Annotated in this window: 19 protein-coding genes; 12 read left to right on the forward strand and 7 right to left on the reverse strand. The window is 73.3% G+C overall.

The window, feature by feature from the left end:
* Window positions 1-130 precede the first annotated feature (130 nt).
* The 5 genes from ACLE50_RS06640 to ACLE50_RS06660 all read left to right on the forward strand — a co-directional run bounded on the left by ACLE50_RS06640 (window position 131) and on the right by ACLE50_RS06660 (window position 5056).
* On the forward strand, window positions 131-814 hold the full coding sequence (locus ACLE50_RS06640; RefSeq protein WP_410942508.1) for an ABC transporter permease: 684 nt from the start codon (window positions 131-133) through the stop codon (window positions 812-814).
* Window positions 807-1985 (forward strand): ABC transporter ATP-binding protein, encoded by a 1179-nt coding sequence (locus tag ACLE50_RS06645; protein WP_410942509.1) that lies wholly within the window; start codon window positions 807-809, stop codon window positions 1983-1985. Before ACLE50_RS06640 ends, ACLE50_RS06645 begins: the two co-directional genes overlap by 8 nt.
* A complete protein-coding gene (locus ACLE50_RS06650) occupies window positions 1982-2788 on the forward strand; it encodes an ABC transporter permease (protein ID WP_410942510.1) in 807 nt (268 codons plus the stop codon). Before ACLE50_RS06645 ends, ACLE50_RS06650 begins: the two co-directional genes overlap by 4 nt.
* A gap of 98 nt (window positions 2789-2886) precedes the next feature.
* On the forward strand, window positions 2887-3879 hold the full coding sequence (locus ACLE50_RS06655) for a glycine betaine ABC transporter substrate-binding protein (protein WP_410942511.1): 993 nt from the start codon (window positions 2887-2889) through the stop codon (window positions 3877-3879).
* 193 nt (window positions 3880-4072) lie between these two features.
* Window positions 4073-5056 carry a glycine betaine ABC transporter substrate-binding protein gene (locus ACLE50_RS06660; RefSeq protein ID WP_410942512.1) on the forward strand — a complete coding sequence of 328 codons (984 nt, stop codon included), beginning with the start codon at window positions 4073-4075 and terminating at the stop codon, window positions 5054-5056.
* A gap of 7 nt (window positions 5057-5063) precedes the next feature.
* On the opposite strand, the gene ACLE50_RS06665 is transcribed toward ACLE50_RS06660, so the two are convergent.
* Window positions 5064-6140, reverse strand: a complete 1077-nt coding sequence (locus ACLE50_RS06665) for a DNA polymerase domain-containing protein (protein ID WP_410942853.1) — start codon at window positions 6138-6140, stop codon at window positions 5064-5066.
* Window positions 6141-6253: 113 nt separating this feature from the next.
* On the opposite strand from ACLE50_RS06665, the gene msrB reads away from it, so the two are divergent.
* The gene (gene msrB / locus ACLE50_RS06670) at window positions 6254-6703 is read left to right on the forward strand and encodes a peptide-methionine (R)-S-oxide reductase MsrB (RefSeq protein ID WP_410942513.1); all 450 of its coding nucleotides are present in this window, start codon (window positions 6254-6256) and stop codon (window positions 6701-6703) included.
* Between the two features lie 99 nt (window positions 6704-6802).
* Here the strand turns inward: msrB and hemQ are convergent, their stop codons facing one another.
* The 3 genes from hemQ to hemE are packed head-to-tail and all read right to left on the reverse strand — an operon-like array spanning window position 6803 to window position 10034.
* Window positions 6803-7498, reverse strand: a complete 696-nt coding sequence (gene hemQ / locus ACLE50_RS06675) for a hydrogen peroxide-dependent heme synthase (protein ID WP_410942514.1) — start codon at window positions 7496-7498, stop codon at window positions 6803-6805.
* Window positions 7499-7530: 32 nt separating this feature from the next.
* Window positions 7531-8964, reverse strand: a complete 1434-nt coding sequence (gene hemG / locus ACLE50_RS06680) for a protoporphyrinogen oxidase (protein ID WP_410942515.1) — start codon at window positions 8962-8964, stop codon at window positions 7531-7533.
* Complete coding sequence (hemE, locus tag ACLE50_RS06685; protein ID WP_410942516.1) at window positions 8961-10034, reverse strand: uroporphyrinogen decarboxylase; 1074 nt, start codon at window positions 10032-10034, stop codon at window positions 8961-8963. Before hemE ends, hemG begins: the two co-directional genes overlap by 4 nt.
* A gap of 94 nt (window positions 10035-10128) precedes the next feature.
* Here hemE and ACLE50_RS06690 point away from each other — a divergent pair, with 94 nt between their 5' ends.
* The 3 genes from ACLE50_RS06690 (at window position 10129) to ACLE50_RS06700 (ending at window position 12986) form a co-directional block, all read left to right on the forward strand.
* A complete protein-coding gene (locus tag ACLE50_RS06690) occupies window positions 10129-10737 on the forward strand; it encodes a DUF3000 domain-containing protein (RefSeq protein WP_410942517.1) in 609 nt (202 codons plus the stop codon).
* A 336-nt stretch (window positions 10738-11073) separates the two neighbouring features.
* Window positions 11074-11727 (forward strand): LuxR C-terminal-related transcriptional regulator, encoded by a 654-nt coding sequence (locus ACLE50_RS06695; RefSeq protein WP_410942854.1) that lies wholly within the window; start codon window positions 11074-11076, stop codon window positions 11725-11727.
* Window positions 11728-11807: 80 nt separating this feature from the next.
* Complete coding sequence (locus ACLE50_RS06700; RefSeq protein WP_410942518.1) at window positions 11808-12986, forward strand: HRDC domain-containing protein; 1179 nt, start codon at window positions 11808-11810, stop codon at window positions 12984-12986.
* 8 nt (window positions 12987-12994) lie between these two features.
* Here the strand turns inward: ACLE50_RS06700 and ACLE50_RS06705 are convergent, their stop codons facing one another.
* Genes ACLE50_RS06705 through dxs form a run of 3 tightly spaced genes read right to left on the reverse strand, consistent with a single transcriptional unit; the run spans window position 12995 to window position 16758 of the window.
* The gene (locus ACLE50_RS06705; RefSeq protein WP_410942519.1) at window positions 12995-14137 is read right to left on the reverse strand and encodes a sensor histidine kinase; all 1143 of its coding nucleotides are present in this window, start codon (window positions 14135-14137) and stop codon (window positions 12995-12997) included.
* 3 nt (window positions 14138-14140) lie between these two features.
* Window positions 14141-14827 carry a response regulator transcription factor gene (locus tag ACLE50_RS06710; RefSeq protein WP_410942520.1) on the reverse strand — a complete coding sequence of 229 codons (687 nt, stop codon included), beginning with the start codon at window positions 14825-14827 and terminating at the stop codon, window positions 14141-14143.
* The gene (gene dxs / locus ACLE50_RS06715; RefSeq protein ID WP_410942521.1) at window positions 14827-16758 is read right to left on the reverse strand and encodes a 1-deoxy-D-xylulose-5-phosphate synthase; all 1932 of its coding nucleotides are present in this window, start codon (window positions 16756-16758) and stop codon (window positions 14827-14829) included. The genes ACLE50_RS06710 and dxs overlap by 1 nt, the downstream gene beginning before the upstream one ends.
* A gap of 648 nt (window positions 16759-17406) precedes the next feature.
* On the opposite strand from dxs, the gene ACLE50_RS06720 reads away from it, so the two are divergent.
* From ACLE50_RS06720 to ACLE50_RS06730, 3 genes are all read left to right on the forward strand, one after another.
* Window positions 17407-18840 (forward strand): GGDEF domain-containing protein, encoded by a 1434-nt coding sequence (locus ACLE50_RS06720; protein ID WP_410942522.1) that lies wholly within the window; start codon window positions 17407-17409, stop codon window positions 18838-18840.
* Between the two features lie 72 nt (window positions 18841-18912).
* Window positions 18913-20082, forward strand: a complete 1170-nt coding sequence (locus ACLE50_RS06725; RefSeq protein ID WP_410942523.1) for an ROK family transcriptional regulator — start codon at window positions 18913-18915, stop codon at window positions 20080-20082.
* Window positions 20083-20268: 186 nt separating this feature from the next.
* The gene (locus ACLE50_RS06730; RefSeq protein ID WP_410942524.1) at window positions 20269-21744 is read left to right on the forward strand and encodes a sugar porter family MFS transporter; all 1476 of its coding nucleotides are present in this window, start codon (window positions 20269-20271) and stop codon (window positions 21742-21744) included.
* The last annotated feature ends 11 nt before the right edge of the window (window positions 21745-21755 follow it).

Consider the following 21755-nt stretch of genomic DNA (forward strand, 5'->3'; position numbering starts at 1 on the left):
ACGGCGCCGGGCGGTGACCGGTCGACGCCGTCGGAGGGTGTAACGCCGGTAACACCCGTGGCCGAGTGGTCCCGAAGGACCGGCGGGTCCGGGCCGCTCGGCGGAACCGGTTGTGGGCGGAAGGAGCACAGTGGATTTCTTCTCGTATGTCAGCGATCAGTTCTCCACCATTTTCTTCAACGGGCAGCAGCACTTCCTCCTCGTCGCCATTTCGGTGGGGATCGCTGCGGCCATCTCGCTGGTGGCGGGGATCGTGCTGCACACGAACCGGCTGACGCCGGAGTCGTGGAGCAAGCCGCTGCGGGCGGGCACGCGGGAGGGGCTGCTGCTCATCACCTCGGCGGCGCTCACGGTGCCGTCGCTGGCCCTGTTCGGCCTGCTCGTGCCGCTGGTCGGCCTCGCGGTCGCCCCGTCGGTCACGGCGCTGACGATCTACTCCATCTACCCGGTGCTGCGCAACGTCGTCGCCGGGCTGTCCTCGGTCGACGACGCGGTGCTGGAGTCGGCCCGCGGGATGGGGATGGGGCCGATCCGCCGGATGGCCCGCATCCAGCTCCCGCTGGCGTGGCCGGTGATCCTCTCCGGGCTGCGCGTCGCCGTCCTGATCATGATCGGTATCGCGGTCGTCGCGGGCACCGTGAGCGGCCCGGGCTTCGGCTCGGAGCTGTTCCGCGGGCTCAGCCGCCTCGGTGCCACCAACTCGCTGAACCAGATCCTCGCCGCGACCCTCGGCTGCCTCGTCGTCGCCGCGGTCTACGAGGTCGTCTTCTACGTCGTGCAGCGACTCACCACTCCCAGGGGGATCCGTGTCTGAGCCGTCCCAGTCCGTCTCGTCCGGCGCCGTGCCGCTCGGCAGCGAGGACGCGCCCACCGGCACCGCGACCACCGGATCCCCGGCAGGCACCGCGGGCGGCTCCGCGGGCCGGGCGATGATCTCCCTCGAGGGCATCACCAAGACCTACCCGGGCACCGAGGCCCCTGCCGTCCAGACCCTCGACCTCGACGTCGAGGCCGGCCACATCGTCATGTTCATCGGCCCCTCGGGCTGCGGGAAGACGACGACGCTGAAGATGATGAACCGGCTCATCGAGCCGAGCAGCGGCCGGATCGTGCTCGACGGCGAGGACGTCACCTCGGTCAACGCCAACGAGCTGCGCCGCAAGATCGGCTACGTCATCCAGCAGGTCGGCCTGTTCCCGCACTTCACGATCGGCGACAACATCGCCGTCGTCCCGAAGATCCTCGGCTGGGAGAAGAGCCGGATCTCCGCACGGGTGGACGAGCTGCTGCACCTGGTCGGGCTGGAGCCCAAGGACTACCGGGACCGCTACCCGCGCCAGCTCTCCGGCGGCCAGCAGCAGCGCGTCGGCGTCGCCCGCGGTCTCGCCGCGGACCCGCAGGTCATGCTGATGGACGAGCCGTTCGGCGCGATCGACCCGATCACCCGCGAGCGGATCCAGGACGAGTTCCTGGAGCTGCAGCGCCAGATCGCCAAGACGATCTGCTTCGTCACCCACGACCTCACCGAGGCCGTGAAGCTGGGTGACAAGATCGCGGTGTTCGGGCCCGGCGGGACGCTGCAGCAGTACGCCTCCCCCGACGACATCCTGACCCACCCGGCGAACGACTTCGTCGCCGAGTTCGTCGGCTCGGGGGCCGCGGTGCGTCGGCTGTCGCTGCTGGACCTGTCCCGCCTGGAGCTGGGCACGATCGGGCTCTACGGCCAGGGCGAGCGCAACGGCTCCCCCACCTACCACGCCGACGCGGCAGGCCGCCCGGAGCGCTGGGCCTCGCTGCCCGGCACCGAGCAGCTGCCGCAGCTGGTCACGGTGCCCGCGTCCGGGACCGTCTACGACGCCGTCGACGTCATGCTCGACGCCGGGTCGCCGCTGGTCGCCGTGGTCGACGACCAGCAGAAGGCCACCGGCGTGCTGTGGTGGAAGGACCTCGTCGGGGGCCTGCACACGAAGCGGCCGGGCCGGTGACCGCCGTCGCGGACGCCGAGGCCGAGGCCCGGCCGGACGACGGCGGCAGTGCCGGACCGTCGGCGTCGCCGCCGCGGAAGAAGCTCGACAAGTCGCTGATCGTCATCCCGGTCATCGTGATCGTCGGGCTGGCGCTGGTGTTCGGCTACCTGTCGACCCAGACGCTGGACTCCGTCGAGCGCACGGTGATCAACGCCGACAACATCTCGGCCCGGCTCGGCGAGCACCTGCTGCTGACGGCGCTGTCCACGATCGTCGTCATCGTGGTGGCGATCCCGCTGGGCATCCTGATCAGCCGCCCGCAGTTCGGCCGCATGCAGCGCCCGATCCTCGCCTTCGGCGGATTCATGCAGGCGCTGCCGCCGTTCGGCGTGATCGTGCTGCTGGCGTTCAGCCCGCTGGGGCTGGGCACGCCGACCGCGGTGATCGCGCTGGCCCTGGCCGCGCTGCTGCCGGTGCTGACCAACACCGTCGTCGGGCTGCAGCAGGTCGACCGGGGTGTCATCGAGGCCTCGCGCGGCATCGGGCTGTCGGCGAAGCAGACGCTGCTCAAGGTCGAGCTCCCGCTGGCGACCCCGGTCATGGTCGCCGGGGTGCGGGTCGCGCTCGTGCTGAACGTCGGCACGGCGGCCCTGGCGACCTACATCGGCGCCGGCGGCCTCGGCCAGATCATCAAGGGCATGCTCGAGCTGAACCGGCCCAACGGCACGCTGGCCGCCGCGGCGCTGGTCGCGGCGCTCGCGCTGATCGTCGACTGGCTGGCGGGCATCGCCGAGTTCCTGGTCTCCCGGCGAGGTGGGTGACCCCTCCCCGGACCGCTCCCCGCGCACCACTTCCCGCTCCACCCCGAACCGGCCGCCGGTCCCACCGGACGCCGAACGCAGTTCTCCAGGAGGAACACGTGAGAATCGGACGATCCACGCTCGCCGCGTCGGCGATCACCGCCGCGGCGGCGCTGCTGCTCTCGGGCTGCGGCGGGCTCAGCAGCAGCGGGCCCTCGGCCGGTGCGGGCTCGCTGGCCAAGGCGGCCAACCTGCAGGGGCAGAACTACACGGTCGGCGGCAAGAACAACTTCGACGAGCAGTTCGTGCTCTGCGAGGCCACCGACGCCGCGCTGGAGTCCGCGGGCGCCACCGTCACCAACCGCTGCGGTACCGGCGGCACCGACGTGACCCGCCAGGCGCTGCTGCGCGGGGACATCGACACCTACTGGGAGTACACCGGTACCGCCTGGGCGTCGTTCTACAAGAACCCGACCGACAGCGTGAAGGACGACAACCAGCTCTACGAGAAGGTCAAGCAGACCGACGGGGCGCCGAACAAGACCAACAACAACGTCCCGATCGTCTGGATGGACAAGGCCGGGTTCAACAACACCTACGGCTTCGCCATCCCGCAGGCCAAGTCGCAGGAACTGAAGATCAACACCCTGTCGGACATGGCCGCCTACCTGAAGGCGGGCAAGCCCGGCAAGATCTGCGTCGAGACCGAGTACCAGAGCCGCGACGACGGCCTGCGCGGCCTGCAGAAGACCTACGGCTTCACGCTCAAGCCCGAGCAGGTGGAGACCCTCGACGCCGGCGTCATCTACGACTCCACGGCCAAGGGCCAGTGCCTGTTCGGCGAGGTCTACACCACCGACGGCCGGATCAACGGCCTGAACCTCAAGGTCCTCGAGGACGACAAGAAGTACCACGTCACCTACAACGCGGCGCCGACCATGCGCAAGGACGTCTACGACCGCAACCCCGACGTCGCGAAGGTCCTGGACCCGATCGCGCAGGCACTGGACTACCCGACGATCCTCGAGCTCAACAAGCAGGTGTCGGTGGACGGCAAGAACGCCCGCGACGTGGCGCGTGACTGGATGAAGCAGAAGGGCTTCATCGGCTGATCCCCTTCATCGGCTGAGCACGCCGCCGTCGCGCGACGGTACGGCGGCCGACCCGCAGGACCAACACGCAGGACCACACGGAGGCCTCCACCCGCACCGGGTGGGGGCCTCCGGTGCGTCACCGTTGCGCCTCCGGGGATTCCGTGGTCGGCTGAGCGGGCCGCCGCCCGCTCCCCGTCCGGGAAGGACACCCGTGACCGCACGCCGCCCGCTGCGCCGCGTCCGCGCCGCCGCGCTGTGTGCGGTGACCGTGCTGGCCGCGGGGGTGGTCGCCGGCTGCGGGCTGTCCTCGGCGGGCCCGGACGTCTCCCCCGGCTCGCTGGCCGACGCCGCGGACCTCACCGGGCGCACCTACGTCGTCGGGTCGAAGAACTTCGACGAGCAGATCCTGCTCTGCCACATCACGATCGCCGCGCTGCAGTCGGCGAACGCCTCGGTGACCGACCGGTGCGACACCGGCGGGTCGGACGTCACGCGCCGCGCACTGCAGTCCGGCGACATCTCGATCTACTGGGAGTACACCGGCACCGCGTGGGCGTCGTTCCTGCGCCAGACCCGCAAGCTGCCCGAGCCGCAGCTGCTCACCGCGTTGCGCCACGAGGACGAGCAGCGCAACGGCATCCTCTGGCTGCAGCCCGCCGGGTTCGACAACACCTACGCGTTCACCGTCGCCGGGACGACCGCGGCCCGGCTGAACCTGCGCACCCTCGACGACATGGCCGCCTACGTCCGGGCGAACAAGCCGGGCACGGTGTGCGTGGAGACCGAGTACAGCTCCCGCGAGGACGGGCTGCGCGGCCTGCAGAAGGCCTACGGCTTCACGCTGCCGCCCGGCCGCTCCGAGGTCCTCGACGCCGGGCTGATCTACCAGTCCACCGCCGACGGCGTCTGCCTGTTCGGTGAGGTCGGGACCTCCGACGGCCGCATCCCCGGCCTGGGCCTGAAGGTCCTCGCCGACGACCGCGGCTACCACGGCACCTACAAGGCCGTCCCGACGATCCGCAAGGACGTCTACGACCAGGACCCGGACGTCGCGAAGGTGCTCGACCCGATCGCGTCGGCGCTGGACTACCCGACGATCCTCGCGCTCAACGAGAAGGTCTCCGCGCAGGGCCAGGACCCGCGCACCGTGGCGCGGGAGTGGCTGGCCCAGCGCGGGTTCACCGGCAGCGAGTGAGCCCGGGCTAGGGGTGCTCGACGCGGTTGCCGTCGTCGTCCCAGTGCTCGGCGACCTTCTTGCTCGGCTGTACCCGCGGCGGCTCGCCGGGCTGCTTCGGGTGGTCCGGCGGCCAGTTCAGCTCCCCGCCGGGCAGGGTCTCCCACAGCTCCAGCAGCGGCTCCAGCGAGTACGCCTGCTCGTCCATCTCCGCCCACGGGTCGCCGCCGGCGAGGTACTCCGGCACGGTCGTCAGGTCGAACTCGGCCGGGTCGTCGAGGGCGGCGAGACGTTCCCAGGTCAGTGGGGTGCTCACCGGGGCACCCGGGCGGGCGCGCAGGCTCCAGGCGCCGGCGATGGTGCGGTCGCGGAGATTCTGGTTGTAGTCCAGGAAGAGCCGGGCGCCGCGCTCCTCCTTCCACCACGAGGTGGTGACGCCGCCGTCGCGCCGCTCCAGCTCGCGGCCGAGCCCGATGGCGGCGTGCCGGACGTCGTCGAAGCTCCAGCGCGGCTCGATGCGGACGTAGACGTGCACGCCGCGGTTGCCGCTGGTCTTCGGGAACCCGCGCAGGCCGAGCTCGGCGAGCAGCTCGCGGGTGACGCCGGCGACGCGGCGTGCGTCGGCGAACGTCGTGCCGGGCTGCGGGTCGAGGTCGATGCGCAGCTCGTCGGGATGGTCGAGGTCGGGGCTGCGGACCGGCCACGGGTGGAACGTCAGCGTGCCCATCTGCGCCGCCCACACCAGCGCGGCCGGTTCGGTCGGGCACAGCTCGTCGGCGGTGCGGCCGCTGGGGAACCGGATCCGGGTGGTCTCGACGAAGTCGGGGGCGCCGCGGGGCAACCGCTTCTGGTAGAAGCCGTCGGCGTCGCGGTCCTGCGGGCCGGTCGCCAGCCGCATGCCCTCGCGCCAGCCGCCGGGCCAGCGCTCCATCGCCGTCGGCCGGTCGCCGATGCTGCGCATCATGGTGGGGCCGACGGTGGCGACGTACTCGCAGACCTGCAGCTTGGTGATCTCCGGGGTCCGGCCGGTCGCCGCGTAGACGACCCGGCCGGGGCTGGACACCCGCACCTCTCGCGGGCCGTCCGGCCCGTCGACCGGCAGCATCACGGCATCGCGGCTCGCCACGGCGTGAACCTACCGCTGCGGGGTGTCCGCCGACACCGCTCGCCCTCCCGCGGTCACGGGCGTGCACGGCGGAGACGGGTTAGCGTGGGTGCATGGGTCTGTTCAACCGCAACACCACCGCGGCGGCCGAGGAGCTCCCGGCGCCGGCGGTGCAGAAGTCCGAGGACGAGTGGCGGGCCCAGCTCAGCCCGGCCGAGTTCCAGGTGCTCCGCAAGGCCGGGACCGAGCGCCCGTTCACCGGGGAGTACACCGACGAGAAGCGCACCGGCGTGTACCGCTGCCGGGCGTGCGGGTCCGAGCTGTTCCGCAGCGACTCCAAGTTCGATTCGCACTGCGGGTGGCCGTCGTTCTTCACCCCGCTGGCCGGGGACGCCGTCATCGAGCGCACCGACTCCAGCCTGGGCATGGAGCGCACCGAGGTGCTGTGCGCGAACTGCCACGGCCACCTGGGGCACGTGTTCGCCGGTGAGGGCTACGGCACGCCCACCGACCTGCGCTACTGCATCAACTCGGTGTCGCTGGAGCTCGAGCCCACCGAGTGAGCCTTCCCGACACGACGGCGGCCGGTCCCGGAGCTCCGGGGCCGGCCGCCGTCGTCGGTCGTGCGGGTGCTGAGGCAGGGACAACTACGGCAGGGACTACTACGGCAGGGACGCGACCAGGTCGCCGACCTGGACCCGCGGCCCGGTGTAGAACGGGGTCTCCTCTCGGACGTGCCGGCGGGCCTCGGTGGCGCGCAGGTGCCGCATGAGGTCGACGATCCGGTACAGGTCGTCGGCCTCGAAGGCGAGGATCCACTCGTAGTCCCCCAGCGCGAACGCGGGGACGGTGTTGGCCCGGACGTCGGGGTAGTCGCGGGCCTCCATGCCGTGGTCGGCGAGCATCTTGCGGCGCTCGGCGTCGGGCAGCAGGTACCACTCGTAGGAGCGGACGAAGGGGTACACGCAGATGTAGCCCTTCGGCTCCTCCCCCGCCATGAACGCCGGCACGTGGCTCTTGTTGAACTCCGCCGGGCGGTGCAGCGCGGTCTGGCTCCACACCGGCTCCGACGCGCGGCCGAGCGCGGTGGTGCGGCGCAGGTCGTTGTAGGCGGCCTGCAGCGGCTCGATGTTCTCCGCGTGCCACCAGATCATGTAGTCGGCATCGGCACGCAGGCCGGCGAGGTCGTAGACACCGCGGACGGTCACGTCCTTGTTCGCCAGCGAGTCCAGGTACTCCGTCGCCTCGCGACCCGCCGCGGCACGGTCGTCACCGAGCTTGCCCGGCTCGATCCGGAACACCGACCACATGGTGTAGCGGATGCTGTCGTTGATGGCTTTGACGTCGACACGGGCCATGACCCGATCCTACGCCCGAGGTCAGGGCACCCTCACCGAGGAGTGACGAGCCCCGCGGCCAGCCGATCGGCGGCAGCTCGGGCGGTCCCGACGCAGGCCGGGACGCCGACACCGTGCAGCATCGCGCCGGTCACCTCCAGCCCGGCGACGCCGGCGAGGGCGCCGGTCAGCGCGGCCACGACGTCACCGTGCCCGACGCCGTACTGCGGCAGGCCGCCGCCCCAGCGGGCGACGTGCGCGGCGACCGGCTCGGCACCGATGCCGTCCAGCTCGGACAGTGCGCGGCGGGTGCGGGCGACGAGCTCGTCGTCGTCGACCTGCAAGCCGGCCTCCTCGCCGAACCGGCCGGTGGACGCCCGGATCCGGACGAGGCCGTCGGCGCCGAGGTGCGCCCACTTCGCCGAGGAGTGGGTGACACCCTTGACCGGCAGCGGCTCGTCGGCGGCGACCAGGCAGCCCGACGTGGCGGGCATGCCGGTCACGTCGCAGGCACGGTAGGCGAGCGCCACCACCGCCGACGACGCGAGGTCGATCCGCCCCGCCGCCGCGGCCGCGGCGGGCACCACCGGCTCCAGCAGCCGGCGCACCGCGGGCGCGGGGACGGCGAGCACGACGGCGTCGACGTCGAGGTACTCCGGCGACGGCACCGGGCCGAGCGTCAGGCGCCAGGCGTCGGGGGCCGCACCCGTCCCGGTGTGCTCCAGCGCCCGCACCGTCACCCCGGTGCGTACCCGGGCCTTCGCGGCCCCGGCGAGGGCGTCGACCAGCTCCCGGTAGCCGCCGCGCAGCGCGCCGAACACCGGCCCGGCGAGCGTGCCTGCCCTCTGCCCGGACGCGGCCATCCCGGCCCCGGCGGCGGCGGTCACCGAGCCGGCGCCGTCGTCGAGGGCGGTGGCCAGCGCCGGGACGGTGGCACGCAGGCCGAGGGCGTCGACACGGCCGGCGTAGACCCCGCCGAGCAGTGGATCGGCGATCCGGTCGACGACCTCCGGGCCGAAGCGCTCGCGCAGCAGCGCGCCCAGCGCGACGTCGGACCCGGGGGTCCAGGACAGCGGCCGCGTGGCCTCGGCGGCGGCGCGGGCGAGACCGTCGGCGGACAGGACGCCGTCGAGCGCGGCGGCCGGGCCGGGTACCCCCATCAGCGTCCCGCGGGGCAGCCCGACGGTGCGGCCACCGGCGCGGATGGTGGCGGTGGCGGCCGTGGGGTGGGTCAGCGAGTCGCCGAGCCCCAGCTCGGTGACGAGGTCGAGCACCTCGGGGCGGCGCACGAGGAAGGCCTCCGCGCCGACGTCGACCGGGGTGCCGGCCAGGTCCACGGTGTCGAGCACTCCGCCGAGCCGGTCACGCTGCTCCAGCAGCAGGATCTCCGCGGCCGGGCCCAGCTGCGTCCGGAGCCGGTGCGCCGCGGCGAGACCGGAGACCCCGCCACCGACGACGGCGACCCGGGGCGCGGCCCCCGCGGTCACGGGAGCGGCTGGGCGTGGATCGTCTCGACGGCGCGGGTGATCGCGTCCGGGTCGGTCGCGGGGAGCACCCCGTGGCCGAGGTTGAACACGTGCCCCGGGGTGCGGGTGCCCTCGTCGGCGATCCGGGCGACCTCGGCGTCGACGGCGTCCTGCCCGGCGAACAGCACGGCCGGGTCGAGGTTGCCCTGCACCGGGGTCGCTCCCCCGGCGCGGCGGGCGGCCTCGTCGAGCGGGGTGCGCCAGTCGACGCCGATGACGTCGGCGCCGGCCTCGGTCATCGCACCGAGCAGCTCACCGGTCCCGACGCCGAAGTGGATCCGCGGGATACCGGAGATCGACCCGAGCACCGCGGCGGAGTGCGGCAGCACGAAGCGGCGGTAGTCGCGCTCGGACAGCGCCCCGGCCCAGGAGTCGAACAGCTGCACGGCGTCGGCCCCGGCGGCGACCTGGCGGCGCAGGAAGGTGCCGGTCAGCGTGGCGAGCTTGCCCATCAGGGCGTGCCACAGCTCCGGGTCGGAGTACATGAGCGCCTTGGTGCGCTCGTGGTTGCGGCTGGGCCCGCCCTCGATCAGGTAGGACGCGAGGGTGAACGGGGCACCGCAGAAGCCGATCAGCGGCGTCGTCCCCAGCTCGGGCAGCAGCAGCCCGATGGCCTCGCCGACCCGGTCGGCCTGCTCGGGGGCCAGCTCGGGCAGCGCCTCGACGTCGGCGGCGGTGCGCACGGGGGCGTCCATCACGGGCCCCGTGCCGGGCACGATGTCGACGCCGATCCCGGCCAGGTACAGCGGCACGACGATGTCGGAGAACAGGATCGCCGCGTCCACCCCGTGCCTGCGCACCGGCTGCAGGGTGATCTCGCAGGTCAGCTCCGGGGTCAGGCACGCCTCGAGCATGGCGTTGCCCTCGCGCAGCTTCCGGTACTCCGGCAGCGAGCGCCCGGCCTGGCGCATGAACCACACGGGCAGGCGCGAGGGACGACGCCCGTGGGCGGCGTCGAGGAACGGGGATCCGGCGAGGTCGCGACGCGCGGCCGGAGCGGGGGCGTCGCCTGCGAGGGTGCCTGCTGTCATGACCGGCCCATCGTCCCACGCGCCCGCGGCGCCCGCGCACGCGCCCGGCGCGCCTGCCCGTACCGGCCGACGGGCGTGCCTAGAGTGTCCCGCCGTGCCCGACCCGATCTCACCACCACCGCTGTTCCGCCGCGCCGTGCGCTCGCTCGGTGCCGTGGCGCCGCGTCCGGAGCTCGTGGTCCGCCCGCTCGAGGCCCCGCCGAGGCTCGCCCCCTACAGCTGGGCGACCAGCATGGAGGCCGACATCGGCCACCGTGGGGACGGCACCGACGATCTCGACGAGCCGGACACCTCGGGCCGGCTGATCCTGCTGCACGACCCGGACGGCCACGAGCGGTGGCAGGGCACCTTCCGGCTCGTCTGCTTCGTCCAGGCCCGTCTCGAGGCGGGTCAGCTGGGTGACGAGATGCTTCCCCGGATCGGGTGGTCCTGGCTGACCGATGCACTCGATCAGGCGGGCGCCGGTCACACCGCGCTCGCGGGCACGGTGACCCAGACGTCGTCGGTCCGGTTCGGCGGCCTGCAGGACGGGCCGGACGCCGAGCCGCCGCAGGAGGACGACGTCGAGCTGCGGGCCTCCTGGTCACCCACGGAAAGTGACGGTGACCTGTCCCGACACGCCGCAGCGTTCGCCGCGCTCATCGCGACGGCCGCCGGGCTGCCACCGGTCGGCGCAGTACCGCTCAGCCGTTCGCCGGGCTGATTCCTGCTGGTCAGTGACCCGTGGCAGATTCGTGGCCACGAATCGTCACCCGACGGAGTGGGACGACGGCCACACGTGTGTAACTTCGCGGCCCAGAAGTTCGAGTGCACACGCGACGTTAGGCCGCATGGCGGGATACCATCTCCGCCATGGCACCCACCCGGGCGGCCGAGCGCCACTCTCCGTCCCTCGGGTTCCGGTGTTGGTCGGGGGCTGACGACCGACTCCAGGAAGGTTGACGACGTGGCTGTACTTGGCCAGCAAGCGCCCGCACAGGGCTCCGGGAACGCCGCCACCGGCGGTGCCCCGCTCGGTGGAGCGATGCTCTCGCCGTCGATGGTCCCGCACCCGCGGGAGGAGTTGTTCACGGTTCTCGTCGTGGACGACCACCCGCTGCTGCGCGAGGCGATCGCCGGCCGCCTGCGCACGATGGGCGCCGGCACCGTGCACGAGGCGGCCTCGGTGACCGAGGCGCGGGCCCGGGCACACGCGGCGGGTCCGTGCGACCTCGCCATCCTCGATCTCACACTGCCCGACGGCAGCGGCCTGGACCTGGTCAGCGAGCTCCGCTCCCTCGGGTGGAACCGGCTCGTCGTCCTGGCCTCCTCCGACGACCCGTACGCGGTCCGCTCGGCCTTCCAGGCCGGCGCGCAGGCGTACCTGCTCAAGTCCGCGTCGCCGTCGGTCGTGACCGACGGGGTCAAGCGGGTGCTCGACGGCGGCGTCTACGCCGACCCGACGGTCGCCCCGCTGCTGGCCACCGGCTCCCGGGTGCCCGGAACCGACAACACCCCGCGCGAGCTGTCGGCCCGCGAGGTCGAGGTGCTGCAGCTGGTAGCGGACGGGCAGTCCAACAAGGAGATCGGTGAGGCGCTGAACCTGTCGGCGCTGACCGTGAAGAGCCACCTCTCCCGGATCGGGCGCAAGCTCGGCACGGGTGACCGCGCCCAGATGGTGGCGCTGGCGATGCGTGCGGGGGTCATTCGCTGAACCAGGGGCCGGGCACAGGGGGCGACACGGAGGTCATCCGGTCGCCCGGCTCGGCGAGTCCGGACGGTTCACCCGATCCGGTGCCCCTGCTCCGGCCTGCCGACGGCCTGCCCCCGGTGACGGCGTCCGCGGACGCCCTCGCCGAGGTCGCGTCGGCGTTCACGTCCGGTACCGGCCCGGTCGCCGTCGACGCCGAACGGGCCTCGGGTTTCCGCTACTCCCAGCGCGCCTACCTGGTGCAGCTGCGCCGCGAGGGTGCGGGCACCGCGCTCGTCGACCCCATCCCGCTGCACGGCGCGCTGACCCCGCTCGCGACGGCCCTGGACGGGCCGGAGTGGGTGCTGCACGCCGCGTCCCAGGACCTGGCCTGCCTGGCCGAGATCGGGCTGCGGCCGGCATCGCTGTTCGACACCGAGCTGGCCGGACGCCTGGCCGGGCTCCCCCGCGTCGGGCTGGGCCCGATGGTGGAGAACCTGCTCGGGCTGTCGCTGGAGAAGGGGCACGGGGCCGCGGACTGGTCGCGGCGGCCGCTGCCCGAGGACTGGCTGGTCTACGCCGCCCTCGACGTCGAGGTGCTGGTCGAGCTGCGCGACGTGCTCACCCGGATGCTCGACGAGGCAGGCAAGCTCGAGTGGGCCCGCCAGGAGTTCGAGGCGGTCCGCACCGCCGGGCCGCCTGCCCCGCGCGCCGAGCCGTGGCGGCGGACCTCGGGCATCCACAAGGTCCGCAAGCCGCGCCCGCTGGCCGCGGTCCGCGAGCTGTGGCAGGCCCGCGACCAGCTCGCCGCCGAGCGCGACATCGCGCCGGGCCGGGTGCTGCCGGACGCCGCGATCGTCGACGCCGCGGTCAAGAACCCGGAGTCTCCGCAGGTCCTGGCCGGGCTGCCGGTGTACCGGGGCCGTTCCCAGCGCCGGCTGGCCCGCTACTGGTTCGACGCACTGCGCCGCGCCGCCGACCTGCCGGACTCCGACCTGCCCCGCGGTTCCGCCCCGGTCGACGGCCCGCCGCCGGTGTCGCGCTGGGCCGACCGCGACCCGGACGCCGCCGCCCGGCTGTCCGCGGCCCGCTCGGCGCTGGCGTCGGTGTCGGAGTCGCACGACGTGCCGGTGGAGAACCTGCTCCAGCCGGACCTGCTGCGCAGGCTGTGCTGGGCCCCGCCCGCCGACGGCGACGTCCGCGGCGCGCTGGGCACCGGCGGTGCGCGGCCCTGGCAGGTCGAGCTGCTGGCCCCGCTGCTCGAGCCGGTCCTCGCGCCGTAGCCGCCCGGTCAGGGCAGCGCGGGCGCGTCCACCGGCATCCGCACGGCGGGAAGCTCCACCCGCACCGCCAGTCCTCCGCCGTCGACGGCCGTCCCGGTGACGGTGCCGCCGTGCGCGGCGGCGACCGCGCGGACGATCGACAGGCCCAGCCCCGACCCGCGGGTGTGCGCGGTCCGCGCGACCGGGCCGCGGCGGAAGGGCTCGAACAGCTCCCCCACCCGGTCGGCGACCAGCTCCGGCCCGGAGGAGGCGACCCGCAGGACGACGGTCGTGGCCTCCACGTGGCACCCGGCCTCGATCCAGCCGCCGTCGCAGTTGTGCCGCACCGCGTTCTCCAGCAGGTTCGCCACCAGCCGGCGGAGCAGGACGTCGTCGCCGCTGGTCGGAGCGGGTCGCGGGTCGGTGCGCACGGTGAGCCCGCGTGCGGCGACCCCGGCGGAGACGGCGTCGAGCTCGGTGTCGAGGACCGCGGACAGGTCCACCGGGCACCGGTCGGCGGCGGCGAGCGGACCGGTCGCCTCGGTGCGGGCGAGGAGCAGCAGGCCGGTGACGAGCTCGTCGCAGCGCCGGCCGGCATCGCGCACGACCTCGGCCATCCGGCGCAGCTCGGCCGGGTCGGCGTCGGGGTCCTGCAGGGTCACGTCGATCTCGGTGCGCAACACGGCCAGCGGGGTGCGCAGCTCGTGCCCGGCGTTGGCGACGAACCGGGACTGGGCGTCGAATGCCGCCTGCAGCCGGTCGAGCATCGCGTCGAACGCGGCGGCCAGCTCGGCGACCTCCCCGCGGGCCGAGGCGAGGGCGACCCGCTCGTCGAGCGAGCGGGCGGACAGCCGCGAGGCGGTGTCGACGACCCGGTGCAGCGGCTCCAGTGCCCGCCCGACCAGCACCCACGCCGAGACGGCCCCGGCCAGCACGACCAGCGGGAACGCGATGAGCCCGGCGCGCAGCACCTCCCGGCGTGCCGACGCGGCGACGGCGGCGCGGGCGGTGTCGGCGGGCACCAGCACGCCGCCGACCTCCACGGTGCCGGGCAGCGCCGGGGTGCCGGCGACGGCCGCGCCGACGAGCAGCCAGCCCAGCCACAGCAGCAGGGCGGCGACCGCCGCGACCAGCGCGGTGGCCAGCAGGGTCAGCCGGGGCCGCAGCGACACGGCTCAGCCCGCAGCGGTTCCGGGGGCCGCGGCGTCCGGGACCCGGTAGCCCGCCCCGACGACGGTGTCGATCAGCCCGGGCTCGCCGAGCTTCTTGCGCAGCGTCATCACGGTGACCCGGACGGTGGTGGTGAACGGGTCGGCGTTCTCGTCCCAGACCCGTTCGAGCAGCTCCTCGGAGGACACGACGGTGCCGCCCGCGGCGAGCAGCACCTCCAGCACCCCGAACTCCTTGCGGGTCAGCTCGACCGGCCCGGCGTCGCGGTGCACGGTGCGCCGCGCCGGGTCGAGCACGAGGTCCCCGGCGACGAGCGTCGGCGGGACCGCGGGGGTGGCGCGCCGGCCCAGCGCACGGACCCGGGCGACGAGCTCGGGGAAGTCGAAGGGCTTGGCGAGGTAGTCGTCCGCGCCGCGGGACAGGCCCTCGACCTTGTCGGCGAGGGTGTCCGACGCGGTCAGCATGAGCACCCGGGTGGTGCCGCCTGCGGCGACGAGCTCGTCGCACAGCTCGTCGCCGGAGCGGCCGGGCAGGTCCCGGTCGAGGACGGCGACGTCGTAGCGGGTGACCGAGAGCTTCTCCGAGCCCTCGTCGCCGTCGTGGGCGACGTCGACGGCCATCCCGTCCCGGCGCAGGCCGCGGGCGACGGCGTCGGCCATCGCCGGCTCGTCCTCGACGACGATGACCCGCATCAGCCTGCCCGCTCCGCGTCGAGGGCGGGGACCTGCGGCACGGCGACCGCGGCCCACTCGATGACCCGGCGCGCCACGTCCTGCGCGGTGAGCCCGGTCGCGGCCAGCACGTCGTCGCGGCTGCCGTGCTCCAGGTACTCCTGTGGCAGCGCGAGGTCCCGCTGCCGGACGTCGATGTCGTTGCCGCGCAGAGCGTCCGACAGCGCGGAGCCGAACCCGCCGTGGGTGCAGGCGTCGGAGACGGTGACCACGAGGCGGTGTTCGGCGGCCAGCTCCAGCAGCTCGCCGGGCACCGGCAGCACCCACCGCGGGTCGACGACGGTGACGTCCACGCCCTGGTCGGCGAGCCGCTTCGCCACGGCCACACCGAGCTGTCCGAACTCGCCGACGCACACCAGCAGCACCTGCGCGTCGCGCCCGTCCGGCTCGTGCAGCACGTCGACGCCTGCGGAGCCGGCGAGCCGGCGCACGGCGGGCACCGAGCCGATCACCGAGCCCTTCGGGTAGCGGAGCGCGGTCGGCCCGTCGGTGACGGCGACGGCCTCGCGGAACTCCTCGCGCAGCGTCGGCTCGTCCCGCGGGGCGGCGACCCGCATGCCGGGCACGATCCCGAGCAGCGACAGGTCCCACATGCCGTTGTGCGACGGCCCGTCGGAGCCGGTGACCCCGGACCGGTCGAGGACCAGGGTGACGGCCTCGCGGTGCAGCCCGGCGTCCATCAGCAGCTGGTCGAAGGCCCGGTTGAGGAACGTCGAGTACAGCGCGACGACCGGATGACGCCCGCCGCGGGCGAGCCCCGAGGCGCAGGTCAGGGCGTGCTGCTCGGCGATGCCGACGTCGACGATGCGGTCCGGGAACGCGGCGGCGAACGGCGCGAGACCGGTCGGGCCGAGCATCGCGGCGGTGATCGCGACGACGTCCTCGCGACGCCCGCCCAGCTCGACGAGCTCCTCGGCGAACACGTCGGTCCAGCCGGTCTTCGCCTCACCGGTCGGCTCCCCGGTCTCCGGGTCGAACGCGGCCGGGCTGTGCATCTGCTCGGCCTCGTCGTTCTCCGCCGGCGGGTAGCCGTTGCCCTTGCGGGTCACCGTGTGCACGATGACCGGCCCGCCGAAGCGCTTGGCGCGGCGCAGCGCGGACTCGACCTGGCCGATGTCGTGGCCGTCGACCGGGCCGAAGTACTTGATGCCGAGGTCGGCGAACAGTTCCTGCGGGCTGAGCGCGTCCTTCACCCCGGCCTTGAACGCGTGCACCCCCGCGTAGAGCGCAGGCCCGACGACCGGGGTGCCGCGCAGCGTGTTCTTCCCGGCCTCGAGCACGCGCTCGTAGCCGGGCTGCAGCCGCAGCGACGCGAGCCGGTCGGCCAGCCCGCCGATCGTCGGCGAGTAGGAGCGGCCGTTGTCGTTGACGACGACCACCAGGTTGCGGTCGGGGCCCGAGGCGATGTTGTTGAGCGCCTCCCAGGCCATGCCGCCGGTGAGCGCGCCGTCCCCGATCACCGCGACGACGTGCCGGTCGCGGTGGGTCAGCGCGTTGGCGCGGGCGATGCCGTCGGCCCAGGACAGCGACGACGACGCGTGCGAGGACTCGACGTGGTCGTGCTCGGACTCGGTGCGGCTCGGGTATCCCGACAGCCCACCGGTCTTCTTGAGCCGCTCCCAGCCGTCCTGCCTGCCGGTGAGGAGCTTGTGGACGTACGCCTGGTGCCCGGTGTCCCAGATCAGGGTGTCCTGCGGCGAGTCGAACACGCGGTGCAGCGCGATCGTCAGCTCGACCACACCCAGGTTCGGGCCGAGGTGCCCGCCGGTGCGCGAGACCGCGCGGATCAGGAAGCCGCGGATCTCCGCCGCGAGCGACGCCAGCTCCTCGGCGCCCAGTGCCCGCAGGTCGGACGGCCGCCGGATCGCGGCCAGCCCCCGGGTCTTCGTCACGTGCTGCCTCCTCGCCGCCGGCCCTGGTTCGGACCGGCCTCGACTCGTCGGCACCACTCTACGGAGCAGTAGCGGAGCCGACGCGTCGGCGCGCGTCGGATCTCCGGTAGCGCTCGTCACCCGGACGGGGAGCAGCCATTGCGCGCCCGTCCGGCTCCGTGACGACCGTCGTGCTCCACACCGTTCCCGGAGACGTGGAAGAAACGCACTCCACGCCCCCGGGTCTCATACATGGATACGCAATCAGTACTCGAAACCGCGCACGGTTGAACACCACCTTTCATCCTCGTGAACTGGCGATCTTCGACGAACGTGATCGAGTTCTCGTCGGCGCATCGGCCCCGGTGCGCCGCTCCCCGGAATTCTGACCCACGAACGCAGGAAATGCACGACCTTCGTGACGGGTTTCAAAGCGAGCGGGGCGCAGACGGCGGAACACGCTGCGCCGCTCGCGAGGAACTACTACTCTGTGTGAGCGCCTCGCCGCGGCGAGCTGGGGCAACGACGCGACACCCCGGCGCCGATCACGATGAGCGATGTTTCCCGGCTACGATCGGCCGGGACGGTGGCGGGGACGCGGATCGCGTCGGAGATGACAGCGGGGGGCTCATGACCTCGTCGGCCGCGCTGTCCACGCCACTCCAGCGGATGTCTCGCTGGCAGCTCTGGCGGGCCCCCGCAGCGGTCATCGCGCTCTCGCTGCTCGTCGACGCGGCCGCGGTCGGCGTCATCGTCGGCGACTTCACGCAGCTGGCCCTCCCGCCGCACCGCACGGTGTTCACAGGAGTCTTCCTCGCCGTCGCCGGCGTCCTGCACACCGAGATGGTGTCCGGCGTCGAGCGGCTGCGCCGGTATGCGATGGAGACCCACCACGTCAACCTGACCTCGGTGTGGACGCTCGCCGGGGCACTCCTGCTGCCGCCGGCCCTGGCGACACTCGTGGTCCTGGTGATCTACGCACACCTCTACCTGCGGGTGCAGCGCGCCATCCCCGCCCCGGACCGCCGACCGCTGAACCGCACCCTCTACAACGCCGCGACCATCGTGCTCGCCGTCGAGGCCGCCGCCCTGGTCACCGCGACGGCCCGGCCCGGCGGCCCGCTGGCCGGCACCTCCGAGCTGGTCACGACCGCCCTGGCGATCCTCGCGTTCACGGCCGTCAACGCCGGGCTGGTGATGACCGCGGTCCGGCTGGTCGACCCGCAGGCCCGGCCGCTGCACATCCTGTTCCGCACCGATGCACTGACCCTGGAGCTCGCGACCCTGTGCCTCGGCGCGCTCACCGCGGGCGCGCTGGCGCTGCTCGGGCCGATCATCTCGCTGCTCGCGGTCCCGCCGATCCTCGCCCTGCACCGCACGATCCTGGTGCGTGAGCTGCGCAGGCGCGCCGACACCGATGCCAAGACGGGGCTGCTCAACCACTCCGCCTGGCGCCGGCGCAGCGCCCACGCACTCCGGGTCGCCGAGCAGGAGGGCCGGCCTGCCGCGCTGCTGCTGCTCGACCTCGACCACTTCAAGGCCGTCAACGACACCTACGGCCACCTCACCGGCGACCAGGTCCTCGCCACGATCGCCGGGGCGCTGCGGGCCGAGCTGCGCGACCACGACCTGATCGGCCGCTTCGGTGGCGAGGAGTTCGTCGTACTGCTCCCCCACCTGCACCCCGGGGACGGCCGCGAGGAGACCTGGCACATCGCCGAGCGCCTGCGTCGCAGGGTCGCCCGGTCGGCCGTCGTGGCCCCCCACGACACGGTGTGCCCCCGCGGCGCCGCGGCCCCGGCCGACGGCCCCGCCGGACCGGACGGCACCACCACCGGCAGCACCGCCACGGGAAGCGCCGCCACGGGAAGCGCCGCGGGCCCGGACGACGCCCCCCGCCCAGGGATCGCCGTCACCGTCTCGATCGGCGGCGCCGTCTTCCCCGCCGACGCAGGCGCCCTCACCGCCCTGCTGGAGATCGCCGACGGCGCCCTGTACGCGGCCAAGCACTCCGGGCGGGACACCGTCCGCATCGGAGCGCAGCCCGCCCGCTCCCGGAACGACACGGATGCCGGTGTCGTCGAGGACCTTCCCGCCGAGTGAGAATCGGGCGGCGAACGTTCAACTCATGAACATTCGCGCTACAGTCGCGTTCCTCGACGTGGAGGGACCGACATGCAGGAGCAGGACGACCGGCGCAACCCCGGCTCGCAGGGCGCGCTGCGCCGCGCGAACCGGGCACGGGTGGTCGCCGAGCTCCAGCGCGGCGGCACCCCCAGCCAGGCCGAGCTCGCCCGGACGACCGCGCTCGCCCCGGCCACGGTGTCCAACATCGTGCGCGACCTGGAGGCCGACGGCGTCGTCGTCGTCGACGGGAACGGGCGCCGGCGCCGTATCCGCCTCGACCCCACCGGGGGCCGCCTGGTCGCCGGGATCGACTACGGCCACCGGCACGTCACCGTCGCGCTCGGCGACTCCGACGGCACGATCCACTCCGAGCGGCGCACCGACCTCGCCGCCGGGCTCGACGCCCGCGACGGCATGCGGATCGCCGCGGGGCTCCTCGACGAGCTGGTCACGGCCGTCGGCACCACCGTCGACGGACTCGCCGCGGTCGGCATGGGCATCCCGGCCCCGCTGGACAGCCGCTCCGGCCGCGTCGGCTCCCCCACGATCCTGCCCGGCTGGGTCGGTGTGCCCGCCGTCGAGATCGCGAGCGACTGCCTGGGCCGGCCGGTCGTCGTCGACAACGACGCCAACCTGGGCGCCCTGGCCGAGCTGCGCTGGGGCAGCGGCACCGAGGTCGCCAACCTGATCTACGTGAAGCTCTCCGACGGCGTCGGCGCCGGCCTGATCACCGACGGGCGGCTGTTCCGCGGGCCATCGGGCACGGCGGGCGAGTTCGGGCACACCACCGTCGACGAGCTGGGGACGCTGTGCCGCTGCGGCAACCGCGGCTGCCTGGAGACCCGGATCGCCGCCCGCAACGTCGTGCAGCTGGTCAGCACGGTCGCCGGGCGGGACCTGTCGGTGGGCGAGATCGTGGCGCGGGCCCGCGGCGGCGACCGGGCCTGCGCCCGCGTCCTCGCCGACACCGGCGAGGAGGCCGGACGCGCCGTGGCCGACATGTGCAACGTGTTCAACCCCGAGCTCGTCGCGATCGGCGGGGAGCTCGCGCAGGCAGGCGACCTGCTGCTCGACCCGTTGCGCCGGGCCGTGATCCGGCGCGGCATCCCCGGCGCCGTCGAGAGCCTGGAGATCACCACCGCCACGCTCGGCGCCCGGGCGCACGTGCTCGGCGGGATCGCGGCGGCGCTGGACTCGGTCACCGTCGTCGACGCGTGAACCGCGACCGGCACGGCCGGACCGTCCTGTTCCGTCCCGTTCGGTCCTGTTCCGTCCTGTTCCGCGACCGTTCAAGCAATAGCGACGTAAACTGATCTTCACTTCGGTCTTGTTCACAGCTTCACTTGTGTCTAGGGTCACAGGCTGCTACGGGGCGATCCCCGGAACGGACGAAAGGGCTCACCGATGAGCGAGCACGGGGCATTCAACGACGAACCGTCCGTCTTCGACGACGACGAAGGAGGCGGCGGCTCCGGCGTCGTCCGGATCGCGTCCGTCGCCGCACTCGGCGGTCTCCTGTTCGGCTACGACAGCGCCGTCATCAACGGCGCGACCAGCTCCATCCAGGAAGTGTTCGGCACCAGCGAGGCAGGGCTCGGGTTCGCCGTGGCCTCGGCCCTGCTCGGCGCCGCCGCCGGCGCGATGACCGCGGGCCGCATCGCGGACAGGATCGGCCGGCTCAAGGTCATGAAGATCGCCGCGGTGCTGTTCTTCGTCAGCGCCGTGGTCACCGCGATCACCCCGAACCTCGAGATCCTGGTGCTCGGGCGGATCATCGGCGGGCTCGGCGTCGGCGTCGCCTCGGTGATCGCCCCCGCCTACATCGCCGAGACCTCCCCCGCCCGTATCCGCGGGCGCCTCGGCTCGCTGCAGCAGCTCGCGATCGTCGTCGGCATCTTCCTGTCGCTGGTCATCGACTGGATCCTGGCCGAGCTGGCCGGCGGCGCGAACGAGGAGCTGTGGCTCGGGATGGCCGCGTGGCGCTGGATGTTCCTCGCCATGGCGGTGCCCGCGGTGGTCTACGGCGTGCTCGCCACGACCATTCCCGAGTCCCCGCGGTTCCTGGTCGCGCAGCAGCGGATCCCGGAGGCCCGCAAGGTTCTCTCCGCGCTGCTCGGCGAGAAGAACCTGGAGATCACGATCAACCGGATCCAGTCCACGCTGGACAGCGCAACCCAGCCGTCGTGGAGCGACCTGAAGCGCCCGGGCGGCGGGGTCTGGCCGATCGTCTGGGTGGGTCTGCTGCTGTCGATCTTCCAGCAGGCCGTCGGCATCAACGTGATCTTCTACTACTCGAACGACCTGTGGCAGGCCGTCGGCTTCGACGAGAGCGCCGCGTTCGGGATCAGCGTGTTCACCGCCGTGCTCAACATCCTGACCACGCTCGTCGCGATCGCGCTGGTCGACAAGCTCGGCCGCAAGCCGCTGCTGATGATCGGATCGACGTCGATGAGCATCGCGCTCGGCGCGATGGCGATCTGCTTCGTCACCGCCGACGTCGGCCCGGACGGCGGGCTCGTCCTCAACGGCATCGCCGGGCCGATCGCGCTGATCGCGGCGAACGTGTTCGTCATCGGGTTCGGCATGTCGTGGGGCCCGATGGTGTGGGTGCTGCTCGGCGAGATGTTCCCGAACCGGATCCGCGCCGCCGCGCTGTCGCTGGCCGCGGCCGGCCAGTGGGCGATGAACTGGGTGGTCACGGTGTCGTTCCCGGCCCTGGCCGCGTTCTCGCTGGGCTTCGCCTACGGCCTCTACACCCTGTTCGCGGTGCTGTCGCTGCTGTTCGTCGCCCGCTTCGTCCGCGAGACCAAGGGCATGGACCTCGAGAGCATGGGCGGGGACGTCACCCCCGCCCGCAAGCCCACCTCCGACGCGAGCTGACGGGAGAGACG

The organism is Pseudonocardia phyllosphaerae (assembly GCF_046546475.1).
Taxonomy (GTDB): domain Bacteria; phylum Actinomycetota; class Actinomycetes; order Mycobacteriales; family Pseudonocardiaceae; genus Pseudonocardia; species Pseudonocardia phyllosphaerae.